The 25,869-nt window shown below is 46.6% G+C and carries 16 protein-coding genes and 1 pseudogene; 14 read left to right on the forward strand and 3 right to left on the reverse strand.

Annotated elements, in window-relative coordinates:
* Positions 1–335 precede the first annotated feature (335 nt).
* The 4 genes and pseudogenes from C0033_RS24825 to C0033_RS24840 all read left to right on the forward strand — a co-directional run.
* A pseudogene (locus tag C0033_RS24825) lies at positions 336–1,706 on the forward strand (FAD-dependent oxidoreductase); the annotation flags it as partial.
* Positions 1,707–1,913: 207 nt separating this feature from the next.
* Positions 1,914–3,194: a hypothetical protein gene (locus C0033_RS24830; RefSeq protein WP_103230545.1), complete on the forward strand. Its 1,281-nt coding sequence runs from the start codon at positions 1,914–1,916 to the stop codon at positions 3,192–3,194.
* A 63-nt stretch (positions 3,195–3,257) separates the two neighbouring features.
* On the forward strand, positions 3,258–5,408 hold the full coding sequence (locus C0033_RS24835; RefSeq protein WP_103230546.1) for a hydantoinase/oxoprolinase family protein: 2,151 nt from the start codon (positions 3,258–3,260) through the stop codon (positions 5,406–5,408).
* Positions 5,409–5,417: 9 nt separating this feature from the next.
* The gene (locus C0033_RS24840; protein WP_103230547.1) at positions 5,418–5,981 is read left to right on the forward strand and encodes a hypothetical protein; all 564 of its coding nucleotides are present in this window, start codon (positions 5,418–5,420) and stop codon (positions 5,979–5,981) included.
* A gap of 228 nt (positions 5,982–6,209) precedes the next feature.
* Here C0033_RS24840 and C0033_RS24850 read toward each other — a convergent pair whose 3' ends face one another.
* Positions 6,210–7,841 (reverse strand): response regulator, encoded by a 1,632-nt coding sequence (locus C0033_RS24850; RefSeq protein ID WP_103230549.1) that lies wholly within the window; start codon positions 7,839–7,841, stop codon positions 6,210–6,212.
* Between the two features lie 19 nt (positions 7,842–7,860).
* Positions 7,861–9,642: a histidine kinase gene (locus C0033_RS24855; protein WP_103230550.1), complete on the reverse strand. Its 1,782-nt coding sequence runs from the start codon at positions 9,640–9,642 to the stop codon at positions 7,861–7,863.
* A 230-nt stretch (positions 9,643–9,872) separates the two neighbouring features.
* Between C0033_RS24855 and C0033_RS24860 the strand changes: the two genes are divergently transcribed.
* The 4 genes from C0033_RS24860 to C0033_RS24875 are packed head-to-tail and all read left to right on the forward strand — an operon-like array spanning position 9,873 to position 14,546.
* A complete protein-coding gene (locus C0033_RS24860; protein ID WP_103230551.1) occupies positions 9,873–10,778 on the forward strand; it encodes a sugar ABC transporter permease in 906 nt (301 codons plus the stop codon).
* An 8-nt stretch (positions 10,779–10,786) separates the two neighbouring features.
* A complete protein-coding gene (locus C0033_RS24865) occupies positions 10,787–11,608 on the forward strand; it encodes a carbohydrate ABC transporter permease (RefSeq protein ID WP_242984591.1) in 822 nt (273 codons plus the stop codon).
* 25 nt (positions 11,609–11,633) lie between these two features.
* Positions 11,634–12,998 carry an extracellular solute-binding protein gene (locus C0033_RS24870; RefSeq protein WP_103230552.1) on the forward strand — a complete coding sequence of 455 codons (1,365 nt, stop codon included), beginning with the start codon at positions 11,634–11,636 and terminating at the stop codon, positions 12,996–12,998.
* Positions 12,999–13,013: 15 nt separating this feature from the next.
* The gene (locus C0033_RS24875) at positions 13,014–14,546 is read left to right on the forward strand and encodes a serine hydrolase (protein ID WP_103230553.1); all 1,533 of its coding nucleotides are present in this window, start codon (positions 13,014–13,016) and stop codon (positions 14,544–14,546) included.
* A 308-nt stretch (positions 14,547–14,854) separates the two neighbouring features.
* Here the strand turns inward: C0033_RS24875 and C0033_RS24885 are convergent, their stop codons facing one another.
* A complete protein-coding gene (locus tag C0033_RS24885) occupies positions 14,855–16,726 on the reverse strand; it encodes a PEP/pyruvate-binding domain-containing protein (RefSeq protein ID WP_103230554.1) in 1,872 nt (623 codons plus the stop codon).
* Positions 16,727–17,308: 582 nt separating this feature from the next.
* Between C0033_RS24885 and C0033_RS24890 the strand changes: the two genes are divergently transcribed.
* From C0033_RS24890 to C0033_RS24915, 6 genes are all read left to right on the forward strand, one after another.
* Positions 17,309–18,514, forward strand: a complete 1,206-nt coding sequence (locus C0033_RS24890) for an ABC transporter substrate-binding protein (RefSeq protein ID WP_103230555.1) — start codon at positions 17,309–17,311, stop codon at positions 18,512–18,514.
* A gap of 127 nt (positions 18,515–18,641) precedes the next feature.
* The gene (locus tag C0033_RS24895; protein ID WP_103230556.1) at positions 18,642–20,351 is read left to right on the forward strand and encodes an iron ABC transporter permease; all 1,710 of its coding nucleotides are present in this window, start codon (positions 18,642–18,644) and stop codon (positions 20,349–20,351) included.
* On the forward strand, positions 20,351–21,427 hold the full coding sequence (locus C0033_RS24900; RefSeq protein ID WP_103230557.1) for an ABC transporter ATP-binding protein: 1,077 nt from the start codon (positions 20,351–20,353) through the stop codon (positions 21,425–21,427). The genes C0033_RS24895 and C0033_RS24900 overlap by 1 nt, the downstream gene beginning before the upstream one ends.
* 50 nt (positions 21,428–21,477) lie before the next feature.
* Positions 21,478–22,518 (forward strand): extracellular solute-binding protein, encoded by a 1,041-nt coding sequence (locus tag C0033_RS24905; protein ID WP_103230558.1) that lies wholly within the window; start codon positions 21,478–21,480, stop codon positions 22,516–22,518.
* A gap of 21 nt (positions 22,519–22,539) precedes the next feature.
* Positions 22,540–24,240 (forward strand): histidine kinase, encoded by a 1,701-nt coding sequence (locus C0033_RS24910; RefSeq protein WP_103230559.1) that lies wholly within the window; start codon positions 22,540–22,542, stop codon positions 24,238–24,240.
* The gene (locus tag C0033_RS24915; protein ID WP_103230560.1) at positions 24,234–25,010 is read left to right on the forward strand and encodes a response regulator; all 777 of its coding nucleotides are present in this window, start codon (positions 24,234–24,236) and stop codon (positions 25,008–25,010) included. The genes C0033_RS24910 and C0033_RS24915 overlap by 7 nt, the downstream gene beginning before the upstream one ends.
* Positions 25,011–25,869 lie beyond the last annotated feature (859 nt).

The raw sequence follows: 25,869 nt of genomic DNA on the forward strand, positions 1-25,869 counted from the left end.
AAGTAGACATTTTCCTTAAACGAAAAATTCTGCGCATTAAAAAACGCTAATACCCAGCAATGTCATAGGAACATTCATGGAAACTGCCGGAGCAGGCGCAGGTATCGGAAGACTGAACCGATACTCTCTGTATGACTGTTTAACGGCTCCTCCATCATCCTATAAATATCCAATATCTCTTCCTTCCATCCCTCACTTTCTCCTCATTATTGTAAAAACTCCACAATATATAAAAATACTATTGACATTATTTGTGCAGTATTGTATCCTGAGAATATAGAGTTTCGTAATACGAAACTAAGTTCCGAAAAAAGTTCAAAACACGAAAGGAGAAGGAGATGGCTATTTATTCAGGAGAAATTAAAAAGGTCAGCCAGGCCGATGTTGTCATCTGCGGCGGAGGAGTTGCAGGGGTTACGGCCGCTATCGCCAGCAGCCGCAACGGCGCAAGAACCATTTTGCTGGAGAAGACCTCAATTGTGGGAGGAACGGCGACCAACGGTCTTGTGGGGCCATTCATGAGTTGTTTCGATCCAAAAGGAGAGCGCCAGATTGTAAAAGGAATTTTTGACGAGATGATTCGGCGGATGGAAGAAAAAGGGGGTGCCATTCATCCGTCTAAAACAGGTCAGGTCAGTTCCTATGGCTGTTATATCAGGCTGCGTCACAATAATCTGACGCCATTTCATCCGGAGACGCTTAAAATGGTGATGATGGAGATGCTCTTGGAGGCTGGGGTTGAGGTCCATCTGGGAATCAGTATTCTGGATGTTGTGAAAGAGGGGAATTCGATTCGCTCTATCATCGCATTTGACGGAAATCAGCTGGTGCAGTTTGACGGAGCGGTTATAATCGACTGTACCGGAGATGCATTTGTCAGTATGAAGGCTGGAGTTCCATGCGATATGGAGGATCCTGATGAAGCATTGCAGCCCATGACCCTGTTTTTCTGGATTTATAATGCAGATGACAAGAAGATTGAGGAGTATTTAAGCCAGGATCCGGAAAATCAGTACCTTCCCTACCATACTCTGATCGAAGAAGCCAGAAAAAGAGGGGAATTTCCGGTAAACCGTAACAAAATCGGCCTTTATCACATGGTAAATGAAGGTGAATGGCGGCTGAATACCACCAGAATCCAGGGACTCAGTCCGGTCGAGGAAACTGATATGAGCCGTGCTTATGTGGAGGGATTAAAGCAGGTGGAATTCCTGATGGACTTTTTTAAAACACTGCCGGGCCTAGAGAATGCTCGGATTGCACAGAGCGGAGCCTGCGTGGGAATCAGGGAGTCCAGGAGAATCAAAGGTATTTATACGCTGACCGAACAGGATTTAGTCGAATGCACCAGATTTGAAGACGCCATCGCTCTTTGCAGTTATCCGGTAGATCTGCATCCGGCCAAAGGCGCTCTCACAGGAACCAGCCATAAGAAAGAAATGACCAATGTGGCTGAGGTTTATCCCATCCCTTACCGCATCCTTGTGCCGCAGAATGTGGATAATCTTCTGGTCGCAGGAAGATGTGTTTCCGCCACTCATGAGGCATTAGGAGCGATTCGTGTGATGCCTCCGGTATTTGCCATGGCCCAGGCGGCCGGAACAGCTGCGGCGCTTTGCATACAGAACGGATGGAAACCGGACACTGTAGATATGGAAGAATTACAGGAGACTTTAAGAAAGCAGGGCCAGTGCATAGACTTATAGGAAAAACAGGATAATAGCAGGTTAATATAATAGAAAAGCAATATAGCATCAAAATAATATAGCATCAAAATAATATAGCAGCAAAATAATATAGCAGTAAAGTAATATAATAGGAAAAAATAATAGAAAAACATTAAATAAAAAACAGTAAATAGTAAAAAAACAGAAAAAGAAAACCAGCACAATAAGAAGAATAGGAGAATGGGTATGAATCTGACAACAATTTTAATTATAGCGGCATTTATAATAATCGTCGGTTTAATGGTAAGCGACAAGATTAACGCAGTTGCAGCATTGCCGCTGATGGCGGTAGTCTTGTGTATTATTGTAAGAATTCCTGTTAAGACAATCATGAACGACGTGGTTGGAGGCGGTATTTCGGGACTTTCGGGGGCGATTTTTTCCACTTTAATAGCGGCTATCTTAGGTGAAGTGATCAGAAAGACGGGAATCGCAGAAAAACTGATCCGAAGCGCTGCGGAGCTGGGGGGAGATAATCCGTATATCATGGCGGTCATCTGTTTTTTGGCCTGCGCCTTCTGTTTCATCGGTTTAAGCGGAGTCGGTTCTAAAATTATGCTGGGACTGATTGTATTTCCAATTATGCTTTCCGTGGGAGTGCCCAAGGTAATCGCCGCATTTGTTATGCTGGCCGGAACTTCCGTAGGATATTTCATGAATGTGGCACGATGGACTTTTATCGGCAGCCTGGTAGGTTTGGAAGCGACCGATCCACTGGTGAAAAATACGGCGATTATGGTGATCATACCCGCAGTTATCATCAGTATTATTCTGATAGTAATCGGCATTAAGGTGAAGGGACCAGTATTTTCCTGGGCAGCTAAACGGGAACATACGGCAAAGGCAAATGACGTGCCGCTGTATGCCATTTTAGCTCCGGTTATCCCTTTGCTTCTGGTGTTATGCTTTAAATGGAATGTAAATGCAGCTCTGATAATCGGCATCATTTATGCGGTTTTAAGCACACAGTGGAAGAATAAGTTCCGCGGCGTTCTGGATTTGGTGAATAAATCCGCTTATGACGGCTTTGCTAATGTTTCAGTAACCGTAGTTTTGATGATGGGAATCGGTATGGTTTTGGCGGCTGCAAAGCAGGAAGCCCTGCTGGAACCGATTAAGGCCCTTCTCATGGGCATTGTCCCCGTTTCGCCTCTTCCGGTTATTCTGCTGTTCGGAGTTGTGGGACCGTTTTTGACCATGTACCGCGGACCGTTAAACCCATGGGGCTTGGGTGCGGCGCTGATTGGAATTTTGCTCACAACCAGCCTTCCGCTGGGACTGATCGTAACCTTGGCATGGCTGTATGACTATTATGTTGCTGTCAACGATCCTACCGCTTCTCAGGTCACATGGGCTTGCGGATATCTTCAGATCAGCGTAGGCAAATATACGAGAGGCACATTCCTTATCGATGCGCTGTACGTTCTGGTGGGCGTGATTATGGCCGTAGTATTTTTTATGATTTAACGGGTTTTGGAATATTTAAAAAGAGTTAAAAAATGCCGTTTATACGGCGGAATTGAGGTTAAAATGGCAGGAAAAATAAGGATTGGAATTGATGTGGGCGGAACCTTTACCGATGCCATCGCACTGGATAATGACACATACGAAATAATCGGAACGAAAAAAGTGCATACCACTCATGAGGCAAAAGAAGGGGTGACCCGGGGAGTTATCGATATCTTAAATCTTTTGCTGGAGGAGATCAAATGCGATGCTGACGATGTGGTGTTTATCGCCCACGGCACCACACAGGCTACCAATGCATTATTGGAAGGCGATGTGGCGGATATTGGTGTGATCGGCATGGGAAGCGGGATAGGAACGGCCAAGATTAAAGCGGACACGGATGTGGGAGACGTTTCCTTAGAAGATGGAAAAGCGATCAAAACCTCCTATCGCTTTTTAAATACTGCGGACGGAGTGCATGAGGAAAACGTGAACCGGATATTGGATGAATTTGATGCAGAGGGAAAGCGTGTGATTGTGGTCAGCGAGGCATTTTCGGTGGATGATCCGGCAAATGAAAAAGCAGTTGTGAAGACTGCGTCCGACCGGAATTTTATCACAACCGCCACCCATGAACTTTCCAAACTCTACGGGCTGCGCGCCAGAACGAAAACTGCGGTGATCAATGCATCTATTCTGCCTAAGATGATGCAGACCGCGTCTATGACGGAACAGGCGGTGAAAGATGCCAGAGTCCGGGCACCTCTTATGATCATGAGGAGCGACGGCGGCGTGATGCAGGTGGATGAAGTGAAGAAACGGCCGATTCTGACCGTTCTTTCCGGTCCGGCTGCCGGGGTGGCGGGAGCGCTGATGTATGAGAAGATATCGGACGGCATTTTCCTGGAGGTTGGAGGGACAAGCACCGACATTTCCGCAGTCCAAAATGGAAAGGTAATCACCAAATACTCGAAAATCGGCGGCCATAATACTTATGTCAGTTCTCTGGATATCCATACCATAGGGATCGGCGGCGGAAGCATGGTCCGGTTCAAAAACAGGAACATTATCGATGTGGGCCCGAGAAGCTCTCATATCGCCGGGCTGGGATATGCGTGTTTTGCAGACCCGGAAGAGTTAAAAGGGTCAAAAGTGGTCAGTGTGACAACGCCTAAGGATAAGACGGCGGACTTTCTGGCCTTAGAAACTCCGTGCGGAACCAGGTATGCCGTCACTCTGACCTGCGCGGCCAATTGCCTGGGCTATATGCCGGAAGGGGATTATGCGAGAGGAAATCAGGACAGTGTCAGAATCGCATTCGAAGCATTGGAACAAGAATTTGGAAAGCCGGCAAAAACCATTGCCCGGAACATTGTGGATATCGCAGTCAGCAAAGTGGCGCCTGCGGTGGATGAATTCATCAAGGAATATAACCTGTCACAGAATTATCTCAGCCTGACAGGCGGAGGCGGAGGCGCCAGCAGTGTGGTTCCGGCCGTGGCGGAAAAGATGAACCTAAAATTCAGGATTGCTAAAAATGCCCCCGTAATCGCCACCATCGGCGCTGCACTAGCCATGGTTCGGGACTCGGTGGAACGGACGATTGTAAACCCCACCCAGGAGGATATCTTAGAGATCAGAAATGAAGCAGAACTGGCCGTCATCCGGGCGGGCGCTTCCCCGGCCACCATTGAGGTAACCATTGATATTGACACGGCGAAAAACATTGTAAGAGCCGTGGCGGTAGGCGCCACTGATCTCAGTGCTAAAACCTCCATAGGCGAAGAGATGACAGGAGAACAGCTAAAGCAGGTGGTAAAAGATGCGTTCAGCCAGTATGAAAGCTGCCGTATTGAACCGGTATTTGATTCCAGCGTGCTTCACGCCTATCATGTGGAAGCCGGTAAAAAATCAAAGATCCCATTTTTAAAAAAGAAAATAAGCCTGATCTGCGTGGTGGACAGCAATGGAGTGATTAAACTGAGCGTGGACGGAGCCGACAGCTATGAGTTTTTAGGAAGAGAGAAAGATCTTTTAGAGCAGCGGATTGAAGAACATATGAAATTTGATGAATCGGGAAAGACGGCTCCCATGATCTATCTTCTGGTCAATGGAAAGATCGCCGATTTATCCGGTTTGGACAGTCTGGAACAGATCTCCTCGCTGGCAGAGCTGGAATTAAAACGGTTGGGGGAACAGGATTCATATCTGGCAGTGATTAAAAAAAGGTAGGGAACGCTTATGGCAGAGAACAGAACGGAAATGGAAGCAGGAATAGAACTCTTCCGGCAGTTTGTATTCGACAACAGGCTGACAAAAGAGGAAAAGGAAAAAATCACGGAAGAGGCTATTCTACTTGGCAGAAAACGGGCAAAAGAGATCGAAAATGAATTTGGCGGTAAAGGGCCGGAAGAGATTCTGGCTCGGATGGGCGTCAGGATTATCAGAGAACAGGCCGGAAAGAAGATAAATTCCGACTACGTCAAGTTTGCCGAATTCTACGCCAAATCCGGCGAGATCCATCTGAATGAAGATGTGGTCAGAGAGCTGGATAAAAAGATGAAGCCGGGTTTGGCAAAAGACATCATCCTATGTCACGAACTGTATCACTGTCTGGAGATTTCGCGCTGGGGAAAAACCGCCGATCTGTTTGTCAGGACGGTAAAACTGTTCGGCTGGATTCCGGCAAAGCGCAGAATGCTGCCGGCAGCGGAGATCGCTGCCGACAGCTTCACAAAAGCATATTTAAAGCTGGATTTTAATCCCAGAGAGATTGAATCCTATTATTTTGAATCCGGGAAATAGGAAGTGTCTTCCGTTGTGCCGTTTATATAAAGGTAATAAAGGCAGGAAATGTCTTTGCCTGCCTGGCGGAGGATGCGGCCAAGGCGCTGGCCGCTGGTAGACGCGGAGGACATGACGATGCCAATGTTGGCGGATGGAACATCAAAACCTTCATCCAGAGCCCGGCAGCACACCAGAATCCGAATTTCTCCTTGTACGATCCGCTCACTAAAAATAAGAATCCGATTCTTAGAGTCTAAAAGGCGGGGAGCGGAGGTTTTCCCGGTACTGGCTTGGAGATATCAGCTCATATTTTTTAAATACTTTACAAAAGTATTTTTCGTCGTTATAGCCAATAGCCGCTGCCACCTCATTTATTTTCGCATTGGGGAGCATCAGAAGCTGTTTGGCTTTTTCTATTCGCAGAAGGTTTAAGTAATGAATCATTCCCATGCCGGTTTCTTCTTTGAATTTATGTGAAAGATAATCCTTGCTGATAAAAAAACGGTCTGCCAGCAGGGACTGGTTGATTTCTTCCTTATAATGTTCCCTGATATACAGAATGATTTCTTGTATAACTGATGCTTCTTTTCTTTGATTTAGCTGGAACTGGTTCGCTAAATCCGTCAGGTCATCCTCCAGAAGCTGAGATAGAAGCTCGGGCTTAAACCATCCGTATGAATTGAATGGAAGCGTAATTTTATCTGTGCTTTTCCAATGATTTTGAAGGTTTCTGGAAAAATCGCTTCGGATGTCATTTAAAACCGAGAGTTTTATCGCCTCGTAACGTCTGAGCAGCAGCGTAATATCAGACAGTACACATGCTTCTTCGGACAAAAGAGCGGTCCATTTGCAGGCATGCTCCTGTATCATATGAGTGCTGCCTGAAAGAATGGCCGAAAACATTTCTTGGCGAAAGGATGCCGGAATTTTTAACTCTGCTCTTTTAGTACTTTTCGTCCATCTGGCCTGGCCGGCTTTGAACGCGATTCCTTCCGTGAGTGCAGTAAGAGGGGTCATATGCAGAAATTGAACCGCCTGTTCGTAGGCAGATGGCAGCCCTGTTGGAAAATCCGGGCAGGGGAAGAGGGCAAAGGGCAGGCAGCAGCCGATCTCTTGAATGAGCTGCTCACGGATTGATTCGCACAGGTGGGCGGCATTAAAATGAAATGGCAGCAAAATTACGCATTCGGTGAATGCTTTTTGATTAGCGTAGGTGATTCCCTGCACTTCTTGGCTTTTTAACAGTTCACGGATCACTTCTTCCACAGAAGTCTGGGTCAGAAGAGGAATCTGTCCGGTCTGATGCTGCAGGTGCGAAAAGGAGAGGAGAAGGAGCTGGCATCCGTTTTTAAACGAAACCATTTCCGCTCCACGCATCAGTTTTTCCAGTTCTTCCTGTCTGACCGAACCATAGAGCATACGGGAAAGTAAAACTCTTTGGTAGACAGCAGACAGCTGATCGACTTCGCGAGTATTAGCAATTACCTGTTCTCGCATCTTTGCCTCTTCGTTCCATGTGCGCACTGCCTTTGTTACTGCAGCCGCAATCTGTTCCCGTCCCAAAGGTTTTAACAGATAATCGATACTGCCCGCTCTTAAAGCGCTGCGTACATAGTGAAAATCGTTATGGCCGGATACAATGATTGTTTTCGTATACGGATGCGAGGCTTTTAACTGTTCAATGAGCTGAATTCCAGTCATTTCCGGCATAACCACATCAGAAATGATGATCTGTGGGTCTTCCCGTTCAATCAGCTCCAAAGCACGTCCGGCATCTGCAGCTTCGTAAAGCTGCGTGATGCCAAGATCTGCCTTTTCTATAATGAGATGAAGTGCTTTCCGTACATGTGCCTCGTCGTCAATGATTAAGAGTTTCATCTGTCTGTTCACCTCCCTGTCATAGATCAAGATAAGGAATTACCAGTTGAACCTGGACCCCGCCCAGGGGACTGAGGCCGATTTTAAGACTGCCTCCGCCATTGTAATACAGATGGACACGGGACAGTACATTAACCAGCCCGATGGTGTCACTGCCCGGCGGCGTTTCCTTGCAGCATTGCAGGTTCCTACGTATTTCTTCAAGCTTTTTTTCTGTAATCCCCTTTCCGCTGTCATCTACCAAAATTGTCAGTTGTTTTTCCTTTATGAATACTTCAATATGAATAAATGCCTCTGCCATAGAAAGAATAGCTCCATGTTTAAAACAATTTTCAATGATGGGCTGCAGAATCATTTTTGGCACTTTTATATCCAGCGCTTCCGGCGTAACATGGTAGCTGATATGAAGCTTTCCGGAACCCTCAAAACGGATCTGCTGAAGCCTCAAGTAGCTGTCCGTGTGATTCATCTCGCTGCGAAAGGGAACCAGTGTGACACCCGTTGTCATACTGTACTGCATCATCTGCCCAAGCATGGCGATTTCGTCATACACCTGAGGAGCGTCTGCTTCCAGGGCGGAGGTTGCGATACACTGCAGTGTGTTGTAGAGAAAATGTGGGTTGATTTGGGCCTGCAGCGCCTTCAGTTCATTCGTTTTATTGGTAATTTCTATTTTATACTGCTGAAGAATCATGTGATTAATCCGGTCTACCATGTTATGAATGCTGGATACAAGAATGCCGATTTCATCCGGATTTTTATAGTTAATATAGCTGTCCATAGGGATATCGAGGCCCTCTTTGTCTACGGCCTGAGCGTATTTTGTCAGCTTTTTCAGCGGGGTCATAATCTGAAGGACAGCCAGTATGACAAATGCCACCATGATTAAGGTACAGACACTGAACAGGAGAAAGTTGATTTGCAGAAGCTTTGTATCTGCGTTAATATAAGAATCCGGTGAGTATTTGATCAGATACCAATCCATGTATTTTGTCTGCATGGGAAGAGAAAATAAAATTCCCTGTTTAAAGCTGAATGCCGCCGCTTCTGCGGGGAAATCCGGGCCGTTCGCAAGAAGGGTTCCGATCTCATCCTGATTGGAGGAATAGATGATCCACCGGTCTTTGTCCACAATGTAGAAATCCTCCTCTTGGGAATATAGCGAACTGCACATTCGTTCAAATACATGAACGGGGATATCTAAGGAAATCTCTCCGAGCAGCCGGTCGACGGACGGAGGCTGGTAAATAGTCCAGTGAAAGGTAACAACAGGCTCCTCATCCGGATGACTTCTGGCGGAAACACCGTAGGTATGGGGAGGATGGGGCGGTTCCAAATAGGCGCTGTAAGGTTTTATATTTTGGGGAAGTTCGGAATTTTTTATGCCGGAACCACTGTAGGGAGCGGTCAGCTGTTCCACGGAGTTGACCAGAAAGCTGGTTTTTAAACGATAAGAATTTAAATAAATCTGCCGCGCACCTTTGCTGGTGGACAGAATGCTTCCAAGAAAGGACAGCATAGATGCCTCATCCTGATAGGAAAGGGAATCACCGGAGAGAATACGGGCGGTGTCCCGGTTTAAATACACATTTCTCAAGGAAAAGTTCAAGGTATCCATATAAGTCAGAACATTTTGACTGCTAGTATAAAGCAGGTCAGAGTTCTGAACGATAAATTTTTCACGATTATTTTTCTGGATATAAAGAGAGGAGAAAAGGGCTGCCAGAATTGTAGGAAGTACGATGACAATACACAGAATCAAGATCAGTCTGACTCTGATATTGCTTCTTAACCATCTCATAAAATTGTATCCTCCTAACTGACTTTTTTTGTTATTTGGTAATTTATCTGTTATGATACACGATTCCCTTTCAAATGTCAATTTTGGTTAAAATGTATAGGATAAACTGTAAAAACAGTTATTATCGATCAAAATCACAAAAAAGTACACCATGATCCCGGTTTTGTAGGTGTACTTTTTGGCTGTTTTTCGGCATGATAGAACTATCAAAACTGATAGGGGGAAAGCAGATGAAGGAAAGAGTTTCAGGGCTTCGGAATAGAAAAAAATTTGCGCTTGGCTGCAATTACCTGTTGTTTCTCGGGCCGGCGCTTCTCTATTTTTTTGTAATAAAGCTGACACCGTTTTTGCTGGGAATCGGATATTCCATGACGGATTGGAATGGGATCTCAAAAGAAATCAATTTTAGCGGATTCGCAAACTTCCGGAAAATATTTACCAATGATTCGCAATTTTGGCTGTCCATGTGGTTTACGATTAAATACAGCCTGGTGACCGTGGTACTTTCCAATCTGGCAGGCTTTACACTGGCATATTTTCTTTCGAAAAATATTCCATGCAGGAATGTGATGCGTTCCGGTTTTTATCTTCCTAATGTAATCGGGGGAATTGTATTAGGTTTTATCTGGCAGTTTATCTATCTGAACGTGTTTAAAAGTATAGGAGATACGACAGGACTCGGTTTCTTTCAAATGATGTGGCTGGGAACGCCCGGAACTGCTTTTTGGGGTCTGGCGATTGTAGAAGTATGGAAACTGTCGGGTTATTTGATGTTAATCTATATCGCGGGGCTTACCACTCTGGGAAAAGAGTATATCGAGGCTGCGACCATTGATGGGGCGAACGGGCGCCAGGTGCTGCGCCGTATCATTTTTCCGCTCTTGATGCCGTCTATTACTCAGTGTTTGTTTCTGAGTATTTTAAATACCTTTAAGGTATATGATGTGAATCTGGCGCTGACTGCCGGCGGTCCGTTCCGCTCTTCGGAAGCCATAACGATGAACGTTTACCAAACAGCATTTTTTGAAAACCAGATGGGGCTGGGATCGGCAAAAGCTTTGATTCTTGTCATATTTATTGTAGTTGTTACGCAGATTCAGGTCTATGTGACATCGAAAAGCGAGGTGCAGATGTAGTGGAACATGTGAATAAAAAGCAAAAGCTTATCATTACGGCGGTCATGTTTTGCGGAATGCTTCTGGTGCTTTCCCCTCTGTACTTTGTGGTGGTAAACTCATTAAAGACGCTGCCGGAAATCGCAAAAAGCGCGGTCAGCCTTCCGGTACGGCTTCATTTTGAAAATTATGGGAAAGCCTGGAAACAGTTGAACTTCATATCGGCTTTCAAAAATACGTTCCTGATCACCCTGTTTTCCAATGTTGGAGGAATTGTATTCGGGACGATGGCGGGATATTGGATCTGCCGAAATCCGAACCGTATGACAAAAATTCTCTATTCATTGATTATTTCCTCCATGGCAATTCCGTTCCAGGCAATCATGATTTCTCTTATGAGAGTGACGAAGTTTATGGGATTTAATGACAGCATTTTTGGAATTGTGATGTGCTATTGGGGGCTCAGTGTACCAATCTGTGTGTTTATGAGTTTCGGGGCGGTGAAAAGTGTGCCGATGGAGATAGAGGAATCAGCCTATATAGACGGATGTTCCAGCTTCCTTATGTTCTGGAAAATTGTATTTCCCCTGATCCGGCCTACGGTGCTGACATTTACTGTAATTAATACCTTCTGGTACTGGAATGATTATCTGATGAGTCAGCTGATCTTAACCTCCAAATCCCACCGGGTGATCCAGCAGGCAATCAGGACACTGTTTAACGAATCGATCTATCAATGGGACTTGGGGCTGGCAGCCCTGATATTGTCCATTATACCGATGACGATTTTTTTTATCGTCATGCAGAAAAATGTAGTAGCAGGAGTAACCGCGGGAGCGGTGAAAGGATAAATAATAAAAAAGGGAAGGTGGCATTATGAAAGTAAGAGAATTAGCAGCAATGGGGTTGGCGGCAGTATTGGCGGCGGGAAGCCTTACAGGGTGTTCCGGAGGCGGTGCCGTACAGACAGAGGCAGCTAAAATGGAGTCGGCAAAAACAGAGGCAGCCGGGAACGCTTCAGGTGAAGCTTCGTCTGAGGAAAGTTCACAACAGGCAGCCGGAGATACCGTGCTTAGGGTATACCTGATGAAAACCCAGTGGATTGACGCTATGGATCAGGTGAAAGCCATGTATCTGTCGGAAAACCCGCAGATTAAGGACATCGAGTTTGAAATTGTGCACAGCGGCAACTATTGGGATAATTTAAAGGGAAAGCTGGCATCTGAGGATATGCCTGACATTATTCAGATGAACCCGGGAAATGTGCTGAGAGACTGGTCTTTGCATCTTCTGGCGTTGGATGACATGGATGTCTTGGACGAACTGAATGAAAACAGTGTAAAGGATGGGAATATTGATGGCACACAGTATCTGGTTCCCATGGGTATCGAGGGGTTCGGCATCGCTTATAACATGAAGCTTTTAAATTCGGCCGGAGTCGAGGAGGTGCCAAAAACATGGGATGAATTGGTAACCGCATGCGAAATGCTTGAGAAAGCCGGTATCCAGCCGTTTGTCAACCACTATAAGGAAACGAACCTGACCTTTGTAAAGCATTTTTCCATGCTTCCGGCGCTGTATATGGATGACAGCAGGGCGTTTTTAGATGAGATGCTGGCAGGCAAGGATATGAATCTTCCCGAAAATGAGTATTATAACAAATATATGGATTTCCTGGATCTTACCATGAAGTACGGAAATCAGGATGCAATCAATGTGGACAGCAACACGGCACAGAATATCTTTTTCAGCGAACAGGCGGCTATGATCACTGATGAGGGTTCCTGGATGACACCGTCGATTAACAGCACGAACCAGGAGCTGGCCGGATATGTGGCTCAGGGGGCAATACCGTTGACAAATGAGCCGGAACGTAATCAATTATCTATTTTCGCAACCAATCTTTGCATTTCCGCTACCAGCAAACATGCAGAAGAAGCGAAGAAATTCATCTCCTGGTTTGTAAGTGATCCGGAATGTTTGGATTTCATGATGAAAGAGGTTGCCAATATGCCGGCTGCTAAATCCGTAACCGTGGATCCGGCTGTTTTGGGACTGCTTGCTGAGGATGTGAAGGAGTATATAGACGAAGATATGGCGGCCGTTTACCTCGGGCCATATATACCGGATGAAACCTACACAGACACAGGAGCACTTTTCCAGAAATATATAGCAGGCATGATTGACAGATCCGAATGCTTAACCGGTTTTAATAAGCTGTGGATGGAAGCGGCAAAATAAAGATTGGGTGATAACATGATAATGAATAAACCATTAAAAAGAAGTACCTGCGCTTTCCGACAGATGGAAAGCGCGGGCATCCGCGGATTTCTGGATGGGGCAGAACGGGAAGGAATTGAATTAAACAGCCTGATGGTTCTGATTAAGGGAGAAGTGGTATTTGAAACATGGTACGCGCCTTATGGGCCGGAAATACCACATTCCATGCATTCCTTTACGAAAGGCTTAACCTCCACAGCGATTGGATTTTTGGTAGAGGAGGGGAGGGTATCGCTCGAGGATAAGGTTATTTCCTTCTTTCCCGAACGTTTACCTGAACTCGTATCCGAAAATTTACGTCAGATGAATATAAGGCATCTGCTCACTATGACCTGTGGCCACGGACAGGAACCACCACGCTATAATGTGGGAGATTATATCAGAAGTTTTTTGAACTGGCCGGTACCATATGAACCGGGAACCCATTTTTATTATAATTCCATGGGAACCTATATGCTGACAGCCATTTTAAAGAAGATGACGGGACAAAACCTGACCCAGTATCTGCGCCCGCGCCTGTTCCTTCCTCTGGGAATCTATGATGTAACTTGTGACCAGTGTCCCATGGGCGTAGAAAATGGAGGAGGAGGAGCTTATCTTCGTACGGAGGATATGGCAAAGATCGCTCAGCTTTATCTGATGGAGGGGCGCTGGGAAGGCAGGCAGCTCATACCTTCCTGGTGGATTAAAGAAGCAGTTTCTATTCAGTTTAAGGATTCCTACGACCATATGTTTCCTGATAAAGAAGACTGGAAGTGCGGATATGGTTTCTTCTTCTGGCACTGCAGCGTTCCTGGAGTTTACCGTTTTGACGGATCATTCGGTCAGTTTGGAATTGTAATACCTGAAAAAGAAGCAGTTATCATTACGACGGCCTCTGAACCCATGCCGGAACGAATACTATCCCTTTGTTGGAACTATCTGCTCCCTGCTATCAAACCAAGTGACGATGAAAAAGGCTGGAAAGAGCTGTTAAAAAAAGCTGCCGGATTAAAGATGGAATGGTATAATGAGATTGGAATGATGCCGGTTGGCGAAAATGAGAGAGAAGAGGCGGTAAACGGGATCAGGTGGTATTTCCCGCAAAATGATGATTCCATGGTTCCGGTATGGAGAAGAACACAAAAACCAAAGCCAGTTTACACAGACAGCGAAATGGACGGAATCGGTTGGTGCGAACTGAAATTTGAGGGAAAGGCCTGCAGTCTGAGCTTTTTAGAATCCGGTCTGGTAAACACAATCCCCTTGGGGTGCGCAGAAGACGGAGAGTTTTCTCTGTTAAAAAGCAGTTATGCCGATTTCCCTGTCTGTGCCAAAGGAAAGTGGGTGGATCAGAATACCTTTCAGGCGGATATCCGTTTTTTGACTACAGCACATCATGGAAGATACCGTTTCTTCTTTGAAGCAGGGCAGGAGGCGGTCTGCTATATGGATGAAACTCCGTTTGATGCCAGGCTTGGGACACCAAAACCGAGATCATACCGATTGACTTGTGAAAAAAATCTTTGATATGGAAGGTGGACGCGATGGCTTTAGGCAGTTTATGATGAAGCGGTGCGGGATGGCTATACTGTTTTAAGCAATGCCATTGAAAGTCTTGATTTTTGGGAGAATGGAGTGAAATTTTTTATTATTGAAGGGCCGAACAAAGAAAGAATTGAATTCTGCCAGAGACTTTAGGAGAAGCATAAAGAAACGCTAACTGATAATAATCCCGTGCAGGGAAAAATCCAGCACGGGATTGTTTTTCATATTCCAGTTTCTTTGCTAATACGTAGATTTTTATGGCGCTTACTGTGTATTCTGACTTCTTTAATTCACTCCCCGCCGCGTATCCTGCAAGCCGCCCGTCCTTCCCTGGCATCCAGTATCAAACTGGCCCTGCACCGGCTCACATCATAAAGCTTAATAATATCCGCCAGTTCTTCCTCTTCCGGCCACAGCGTTTTCAGGATTTCCGGACATTTTTTCAGCAGTTCCGGCTGGTAAAGCCGCGTTTTGCTGTTGTCATTGATGGCACCGTAATAAACGTCGGCTTCCACCATATCCTGAAACATGTGGCTGCCATAGGATAACTCGGGGTGATAGCCGGCCTCTCCGTAAGCAACTTCGCAGATTGCGCTGAACTGGCTGATCTCCGCATATACCACGGGAATGCCCAGTTCCGGCGAGGAGGTGCCGATCCGGCCGGGAACCAAAAGCATCAGTTTTTTATCCGTTTCTTCAAAATGCTGGTTGATCTGGCTGATCAGACGGGCTACGTCCGGTTTTTTGGAATAGGGATATTCATAGTAGTTTTTCGGGTCAACCCAAACGATATAGTCGATCCGTTCTTCTTTCGAACGGCGCATGGAGGTGCGGCTCACGTCAAACAGCAGTTCTTCATCCACATCCGTAGGGATTTTCACCTGTTCGGATTTGGCGGACGGAAGAGGGCGGCACTGAAGCAGATTCAGCTTCCAGGCGCCTTCTTTTGGGCTTGTGACCGCGAATTCCACATCCACCGGGCGCTCATAAACGGCTTCCAGCATTTTTAACAGCGTGCGCATCATGAGGATGAAATCCCGGTTTTCCACCAGTCCCTGACAATCCGCGAAATAGACCTTCCGGTAGATCTGCCGTTCGGCTAAAAGATCCTCTGCCTCCGTATCCCTGCTCAACACCATCTTTTTCTGCCACAGCGGCAGGCGTTCGATGATCTCCTCCAGGGTTTTGGTGCATAGCTGCTTTTTATTGAAATCCAGAACGTCCACTTTGCGCTGGGAAAATTTATGGCGCTCCGCGATTGTGGTCCGCAGATTTGCCTTGGCTCTGTCTAAGCCCACCAGGCGGGGATAGTCGCCGGGAGTCCTCTCCACTGCTCTGGTGCCCAGACCCAGGACCATGCGCAGCATTCCGGCCTCGGGATTTAAGTGTTCCATCCATTTATATGGATTGTAAGAACAGCCCATTCCTGCGGCAGCAGGGAAATAGATTCCGTCATATTCCTGACCGGCCACCTGCTGAATCAGTAGGGCCATCTGTTCATCCGCATCCAGCAGATGAAATTTTCTGCGGTATTCGATGGCAGAATCGTTCATTACGCTGGAATAGACGCGCCGGATGGCGTCTTCCAGTTCAGCCATACGCTCTTCTTTGGTGCCTTGGTTAAGGCAGAATACGGATTCATATTTTCCGGAAAATGCATTACCGTATCCGTCTTCCATAATGCTGCTGGAGCGCACGATCAGAGGAACGGTTCCGTAGTGATCCAGCATCTTTCCAAGCTCTGTCCGGATGTCATCCGGCAAAACCCCATTTCTTAAACGGCGGGTCAGTTCTTCCGTTTCCTGAAAATGTTCCTTTTCCAGACGGTGTCTGGCCTTTAACTCCGCACAGCGGTTCAGCACCAGGTACTGATAGAATACGTCCGTGCCGATGAAAAAGGAATTGTGAGGCTCCATAAACAGCGCGTATTCCGGCATATTTAACGCAATCAGCTTCCGGGCCACCAAAAGGCCGCAGGCCTTGCCGCCGATGACTCCGCCTCCTATTTTCCGTTCCCATACCTTTGAAAAATCCTCATCGGAAAAATATTTCAGGATCAGCTGTTCCATATGAAATTCGGTGGTAATATGCCTGTTGCAGGCCAGCTTCCGTTCTTCTTTCGTCAGCGTTTTCTTTTCGAAAAACTCCTCCCATCCAGCCATCTCATTCATCCTCCCCATATAATTTTGCCAGTAACAGCCGACTGCTGATAACAGGCTCTTTCTGATATTTTATGTCATTTTTCGACTGAATGCAATAGAATCCACGATTGCATGAATCCGGCCGCAGACGCTTCGTTACAATTCACGGGTCCGGTGGTCTCTGCCATCCGGCCCGTCTTCGGCAGTTTATACTCCGTTTCTTGTTCCAGTTTCGGATATAAGCAGTACTAAACGTGCAGGATTTTTCTAAAAACCAGGGGAAATCCCCAAACTCGCTGCACTCAAACAGGTGGAGATTTCCCCTGAACGAAAAATTCTGCGCGTTAAGAACTGCTAATATCCTGCAAAGTCACAAAAAACAGAGTATAAACCGCCAAAGACGGCCCAGACGGCAGAGACCACCGGACCCGTGAACTGTAACGCCGCTTCCCTTGCCGTTACTATTCAATAAAATTATGCAAAATAGATAAAAAAATAAATATAAGTTCAGAAAAACAGACAATATTACCGAAAATTAGGTATTTCTATCCTTTTGTCTCTGTTATAATTACCTCATCACAAATCGAACGGAGGGAATAGATTATGAAGAAAAAACTGGCACTACTCTTAGCGTGTTCCATGGTAATGGGCCTCACCGCCTGCGGCGGCAAGACAGAAGCTCCAACCACAGCTGCGACAACGGCAGCGGAAACTAAGGCAGAGGCAAAAACAGAGGAAGCAAAAAAAGAGGAGACCAAAGCGGAGGAAACAAAAGCAGAAGAGGCAAAGAGCGAAGCGGCCTCAGGCGATTTAGACGCCCTGATTGAAGCGGCCAAAGCGGAAGGGGAGTTAACCGTATACGGTTCCTGCGAGGAAGAATATCTTTCCGCAGCCTGCAAGAACTTTGAAACCCTTTACGGCATTAAGACGAAATATCAGAGACTTTCCACTTCCGAAGTTTATACCAAGATTTCAGAAGAAGCCGGAAAACCGTCAGCTGACGTATGGTTCGGCGGCACCACAGATCCTTATAATGAAGCAGTTGCAAAAGATTTGTTAGAGCCGTACGAAGCGGTGAATGCGGTTAACCTGATTGGCGACCAGTATAAAGATGCCACAAACTGCTGGTATGGAATTTATAAAGGAATCCTGGGCTTTATGGTGAACACCGAAGAGCTCGACCGTTTAGGATTAGAAGCTCCTAAGACATGGGATGACCTGTTAAAAGAGGAATATAAAGGCTTAATCATGCTGTCCAACCCGAATACGGCAGGAACGGCAAAATTGGTTATCAACACCATGGTTCAGATGAAAGGCCATGACGAAGCTATGGAATACTTCAAGAAACTGGATCAGAATATCGCACAGTATACAAAATCAGGTTCCGGCCCATCCAAGATGGTAGGCCCTGGCGAATGTGTAATCGGTATCGGCTTCCTGCATGACGGCATCTATCAGATCCTTCAGGGATATGACAATATCGAACTGATCGTTCCGGAAGACGGAACTTCCTTCGAAGTCGGCGCAACCGCAATCTTTAAGGGATGCACACATCCAAACGCAGCAAAACTTTGGATCGAATATGCATTATCTCCTGACTGCGTGGATCATGCCAAAGAAAACGGCTCCTATCAGTTCCTGGTATTAAAGAATGCAACCCAGCCGGAAGAAGCAACCCAGTTCGGCCTGGATATGAACAATACCATCGACTATGACTTTGAAGATGCTAAGAATAACATCGCTAAGTATGTAGAAGATTTCTTCAACGCATTGGGAAGCTCTAATGATGACCGTTTCAAAACAGAATAATCAGGAAATATAAAGGTTCGTTTACAGTGAGAATCGCCTGAATGAGTGACAGAAGGTGCTGGGAAATGCGCAACGAAAACATTTCGCAGCACCTTTTGCCCTTAAAGATAAGAAAGGGGGGCTTTTCATGGCCAAAAACCAAAGCGCCCGTCTGGAGCGCAAGAAATTTTTTTCAGACCCCATATTGGTCAGTATGATCGCAGTTTTGCTGATTTTTTTGGCTTTATTCATTCTTTATCCCCTTCTGATGCTGTTGGTAGACAGCTTTGTTACAGAAGGAAAAGTTACGCTGGATATATTTAAACGGGTTCTGAGTCTGGAACGTTTCCGTACCGCATTTAAAAATACGTTAGTTTTAGGATTTATCTCCGGCCTGGCGTCCACCGCCATCGGCTTACTGTTCGCTTATGTAGAAGTCTATGTAAAACTCAAGAGAAGAGTGCTGGAGAAGCTGTTCGCACTGGTGTCCATGCTTCCCGTAGTATCTCCGCCATTTGTTTTGTCCTTATCCATGATTATGTTGTTTGGAAGAAGCGGAATTATCACCCGCTCCCTGCTTAAAATATATGATTCCAATGTTTACGGCCTGAAAGGGATTGCAATCGTACAGACGCTTACATTTTTCCCGGTCTGCTATCTGATGTTAAAGGGACTGCTTAAAAATATCGATCCGTCCCTGGAGGAAGCGACCAGAGATATGGGAGCGAGCAGATGGAAAGTGTTCACCAGCGTGACGTTCCCGCTTCTGCTTCCCGGCCTTGGCAATGCATTCTTAGTTACATTCATCGAATCTGTGGCGGATTTTGCCAACCCCATGCTGATCGGAGGTTCCTACGATACGCTGGCAACCACCATTTACCTGCAGGTTACGGGCGCTTATGACTCCACGGGAGCGGCGGCCATGTCCGTAGTTCTCCTGCTTTTGACCGTGGTTCTCTTCTTGATCCAGAAATATTATCTGGAGAAGAAGACGGCCGCCACCTTAACGGGTAAAGCGTCCAGAATGAGGATGCTGATCGAAGATAAGAGCGTTACCGTTCCGCTGACGTTATTCTGCGGCCTGGTTGCGGCATTTGTTCTTCTGATGTATATCATGGTGCCGTTTGGAGCATTGTTTACGCTCTGGGGCAGAGATTACAGCCTGAGCCTGAAATGGTTCCAGTATATGTTTAAAACAAGCGGGTTAAAAGCATTTAAGGACTCCTTTGTGCTGTCCCTGATTGCGGCTCCGCTGACTGCGTTTTTATCCATGGTTATCTCTTATCTGGTTGTGAAAAAGAAATTCCGTTCCAAGGGATTTATCGAGTTCGTATCCATGCTGGCCATGGCTGTGCCCGGAACCGTTTTGGGTATCGGATATATCAGAGGTTATGCCAACGGCCTGTTCCGCACCGGAATTATGAGCGGATTATATGGAACAGGGCTGATTTTAATCATTGTATTTATTGTAAGAAGCCTTCCAACCGGCACCAGAAGCGGTATTTCCGCCCTGCGCCAGATTGACAAATCCATTGAGGAATCGGCTTATGATATGGGGGCCAACTCGGCCAAGGTATTTATGACCGTGACACTGCCTTTAATTAAGGATTCATTTTTCAGCGGTCTGGTCACTTCCTTTGTAAGAAGCATTACGGCGATTTCAGCCATCATCCTGTTGGTAACACCTGATTTCCTGCTGATCACCTGCCAGATCAATGAACAGGCGGAAAAAGGAAATTACGGCGTGGCCTGCGCTTATGCCACCGTGCTGATCATCATCACATACGGCGCCGTACTGATTATGAATACCCTGATTAAATATTTCGGAGTCAGCAGAAAGATTAAGGAGGAGAACTGATGGATAAACAGAAAAAAGGTGTTCGTCTGGAACACATTTCCAAGATATATACCGATCCTAAGACGGGAAAGGAATTTTATGCGGTTCAGGATACTACGCTGGATATCGAACCGGGAACATTTGTCACGCTGTTAGGCCCTTCCGGATGCGGAAAAACAACCACGCTGCGCATGATCGCAGGTTTTGAGAGCCCGGACGAAGGGGAAATCTATCTGGGAGATGAGGCGATTAATGCGCTGACCCCCAATAAGAGGGATACGGCCATGGTATTTCAGAGCTACGCCCTCCTTCCCCATTACAACGTGTTTGACAACGTGGCTTACGGTTTAAAGATCCGCAAACTGCCGCAGGACGAGATCAAAGAGCGCGTTATGAACATCTTAAAACTGGTGGAAATGGATGGAATGGAATCCCGTATGACCAACCAGCTTTCCGGAGGGCAGCAGCAGCGTGTGGCCCTGGCCCGGGCTCTTGTTATCGAGCCGAGCGTTCTGCTGTTCGACGAACCTTTAAGCAACCTGGATGCAAAACTTCGTGTTACTATGAGAACGGAGATCAGGAAAATCCAGCAAAAGGTGGGAATTACAGCCATTTACGTTACCCATGACCAGTCGGAGGCCATGAGCATTTCCGATAAAATCATCATTATGAGCAAGGGAAAAGTGGAGCAGATCGGGACGCCGAGAGAGATTTACTATCATCCGTCGTCCAAATTCGTGGCGGATTTCATCGGCGAAGCCAACTTCCTGAAAGCCCATGTGGTATCCGCGAGCGGAGACAAAGCCATGATCGATGTGGTGGGACGGCGGTTTGAGGTCAACAATTTTGCCATGGCAAAGCAGGGTGACGACGCCACATTGGTGATCCGTCCTGAGGGAGCTACGCTGTCCGAAGAGGGGATTTTGGAAGGCAAGGTGGTGCTGTCCACATTTATGGGATCTTACCAGTATTATCAGATGATGGTGGGAGATATGGAGATTCAGATCACCGATTATAATCCGGTCAACAGGCGGATTTATGAAGTCGGAGAGAAGGCGTTCCTCAATTTCGATCCGAGAGGGGTTTACATTCTGTAGCCTGATTGTTAGAATGGTCAGTAAGAAAACACTGCGGGGTTAGAGTACCTATGAAAAAGAGATGGATAATAGGGTTAACGGCGATTTTTCTTATATCCGGCCTGACAGGATGCCAAAAAAACAAAGAGAATACCGAATGGAAAACAGATGCGGATGAGGTGCTGGTGGTATACTGCCCTCATCCGTTGGAGTTTATCAATCCGCTGGTATCGGAATTTGAAGAAAGGACAGGCATCCGGGTGCAGGTTCAGACGGGTGGAACCGGCCAGTTGTTACAGATGGCCGAGGACGGAGCGGAGCCAAAGTGCGACATTCTGTGGGGCGGTTCCCTGTCCACATCTTTGCCGAAAAAAGATCTTTTCGAGCCTTATACCAGCGTCAATGAGGACATGATTCAGGACGAATTTAAAAATGAAGAGGGAAATATGACCAGATTTACCGATCTTCCCAGCGTTCTGATGATAAATACCAATCTGACGGGAGACCTTTCGGTGGAAGGATATGAGGATCTGTTAAAGCCGGAATTAAAAGGAAAGATCGCCATGTGCGATCCGGCCACTTCCTCCTCAGCTTATGAACATCTGATCAATATGATCTATGCCATGGGAAAAGGGGAGCCGGAACAGGGCTGGGATTATACGGAGGCATTTTGCCGCAACCTGGATGGAATCCTTTTAAAGGGTTCCTCAGATGTATATCAGGGGGTGGCGGAAGGCCGTTTTGCGGTGGGGCTCACCTTTGAGGAGGCGGCCTCTCATTATGTGGCGGACTGGCCGGTAAAACTTGTTTATATGAAAGAGGGCGTGGTGTCAAAGCCCGATGTGGTCTGCATTATGAAGGGAACGGAGCATAAGGAGGCGGCAGAGGCTTTCGTCGATTTTGTGACGGGAAAGGATGCCCAGACGATGATCGCCACGACGCTGGACCGGAGGTCGGTGAGGACGGATGTCAGCCAGCCGGTCTATCTGCCGGATAAGAAAGAGATCCATATTATTTATGATGATAAAAATGTGGTGAGGGATAATAAGAGTCAATGGCTTTCCCATTTTTCCCGGATTTTTAATGAGGTGTCCAATGATGCAGCGGAGTGATGGGAACGGAGGTGGCTGTAAATGAAAAGAGAGCGGTATTTCAGGGACGAGCTGAGAAAACTGTTTATCGGTTACGCCATTGTGCCTGCGGTGTTGTTCACTCTGATCTGCGGCCTGGCATTTATCGGGATTCTTTTATATGGAAGAAACAGCAGCACCATTGAGCACAATAACTATGCGGCAATGGAGCTGGAACGGGTGCTGTCCGGCTATGAAGCGGGGCTGCAGGAGCTGGAACTTTGCCCGGAACATTTTTCAAAAGAGATGGACAGCCAAAGGCGCACTTCCGTTTTCGAGGAATTTTACCGGATTTCCAATAATCTCGGCTATGAGGCGGACCTCTATCTGTTCGACAGGGAACGGAACCCGGTGCTTGCGGGACGTCCGGGGATTCCGTCTTATTTTCAGGTGAAAGACGGCCTGGACTGGGGGATTTTCGGCTCCATGGACAGGAAAAAGGGAGAAACTGCGGTGCGACTGATGGAAGGGTGGAAGAGCGGGAATAAGGATATCGCCGTAGGGCGGGCGGTTTACGATGACGGCGGTCTGCTGGGGTATCTGGTGTTCACCATCAACAGCAGCCAGTTTCAGCCGGTATTAGACCGGTCGGACGCTCAGACGATTGTTGCAGATCGTTTCGGATGGGTTTATCTGAGCAATAATTATAATTTCCAGGACGGCAGCAGCCAGATCATTAAGAATTTGAAAAATGCCGCCAGATATATGGTATTTGACAATCATATGTATCTGGTGGCGTCAAAGCCGGTCTACCGGGGACTGTTTTTAGTCTATGCAGTTTCAGATATCCAGAATATCGTGGTTTCCTTAACCTTAGGCGGCGCGCTCATTATCACCGCACTGGCGTTGATGACCATATGGGTTTTGATAAAATCCAAAAAAGTTACGGAGAAAAAAACAGAGGATTTTTACCGCATTCTGGATGTGATGGAAAAGAACCGGAACGGTGATTTAAGCGGAACAATTCAAATCAAAAGCGACAATGAATTCCGCATCATCGCGGACACGTATAATGAGACGATCACCGGATTGAAACTGCAGATGGAAAACAATAAAAAGATGGCGGAGCTGGTGGCAGTCGCCCAGAACCGGCAGCTGGAATCCCAGTTTAACCCCCATTTCCTCTATAATACGCTGGAAAATATCCGCTACATGTGCAGAATTGAACCGGAAACGGCGGCCAGGATGATATTAAGCCTTTCCAACCTTCTGCGCTACAGCCTGGACAACAGCAAGATGGAGGTAACGCTTCAGGAGGATATGGAGCATCTGGAAAATTACCTGACCATTTTAAAATACCGGTTTAACCGCAGATTTTCCTATGAAATCGATGTGGAGCCCAGGGCATTGAAATGCAGAATCCCAAAACTGGTGCTTCAGCCCATGATTGAAAACTCTGTTAAATATGGCTTTGGAAATCAGGAAACGCTGAAAGCGGAACTGAAAGCCTATCTCTACGATGGAAAACTGATCATGATCTGCCGGGATGACGGAGTGGGAATCCCTCCCGGAATTCTGAGTGAGCTCAACGCTCTTATGGGACAGAAGGAAAATAAGAGCAGGCACTCAGGACTTTATAACATACACCGCAGAATCGAATTATTGTACGGACATCCCTATGGGGTGGAGATCCGAAGTACGGAAGGCCACGGAACCACGCTGATTGTGACGGTTCCGGCACATATGGAGGAAATGGAATGCTGAAAGTGTTGATAGCGGAAGACGAGGATATTATCAGAAAAGGTCTGGTCTATACGGTGGACTGGCTGGCCATGGACTGCGTGGTGGTTGCGGAAGCGGCCAACGGACAGGAAGGTCTTGAAAAGATTTTAGAAGTCCGGCCCGATGTGGTCATAGCCGACATCTGCATGCCGTTTCTGGACGGAATAGAAATGATAAAAAAAGCGTCCGAAACGGTTAAGTTCAAAGGGATTTTACTGACCAGCTATGCGGATTTCGAATATGCCAGAAGGGCCATAGACGCCAGAGTCTGCGAATATCTGCTAAAACCCGTAGACGAAGAAAAGCTGGCCGAAACCATGAAACGGCTGAACGAAGAGATCACAAGCAGCAAACAGATGGAATATGTGATGGAACAGGCCGAAATGGAGGGCGGTACGCTTAATTTAGACTATTATATGCAATTGGACGTTTCGGAAAATCGGTACATATCCAAGGCAATTGAAGAAATCCGTTCCCATTACGCGGAAAAACTGAGCGTGGAAACCATATCGGAAGAGTTAGGAATCAGCGCCAGCTACCTGAGCCGCAAATTCAAAGAGGTCACAGGCCAGACGTTTCTCGATTTCCTCAATAAATACCGGGTGCAGCAGGCAGTAGCCATGCTGAACACCAGACAGTACCGGATCAGCGAGATATCGGAAGCCACCGGATTTACAGACTATAAATACTTTTGCGCCGTATTCAAAAAATACACATTGAAATCACCTACAAAATTTATAAAAGGCATCTAAAATTTAGATTTAAATCTTTTATTTAGTTTCGGAAGAAACGCCGGAAAGAAGGGGAAACCTGGGCGGGCGGCGGAACTAGAGAAAGACAGAGGATTCGGGTTACGACCCTAAGTAATACTAGGCCGCCAAGAGCGGAAAAAGGCAGCGCGGCGCCATTCGCGATGAACTCCTGATGACTTCATCGCTCAAGGGCGCCTCAAATACTGATTCGGAATTCAGTATTTGTCTGCCTTTTTCCGCTCTTGCCGACCAAGTATCACTAAGGGTCTGCACACGATCCTCTGTCTTTCTCTAGTTCCGCCGCCCGCCCAGGTTTCCCCTTCTTTCCGGCTGTTGTTTGGCTAGCTAAGTAAAAAAAGATTTAGTGGATGGAAGAGTAAGTTTTACATCAAGGGTGAAGGCATTTCCGGAAAAGCCTTGAGGATTTAATGTAAAGGGTGAGGTCATTTTGCGAAATGCCTTGACGTTTAAAGTAAAACCTGAAGTCATTTCTAAAAATCCCTTCATGATCTATATAAATTTTGCTTTATGTAAATACTAATGCATAACATTGTTTTTAACCAGGCTAGCGAAAACCAGCACGGAATCGGGAGGCGGAGCCGGAAGACAAAGGTCGGAAGGGCTGTCCGGGCCGGGGAAGGAAGCTGCAGCCAAATGGGATCGTATGGAACCCCTGTAGTGCTACTTAGGCCCGTAAGGACAGAACGAGGCAGGTAGAAACTGAATTCCGAATCAGGTTCTAAAGCGTGCGCCTGGCATGGGCAGGTTCTAACGGGTGAAAGTCCCGAGTGCGGGTTGATTAGCGCCAAGCACACAGCCAAGGGCAAGGGTGTCCACCGCGAGGTGGAATCTGAAGGAA

It is taken from the genome of Clostridium sp. chh4-2 (assembly GCF_002899675.1).
In the GTDB taxonomy this organism is placed as follows: Bacteria; Bacillota; Clostridia; order Lachnospirales; family Lachnospiraceae; genus CHH4-2.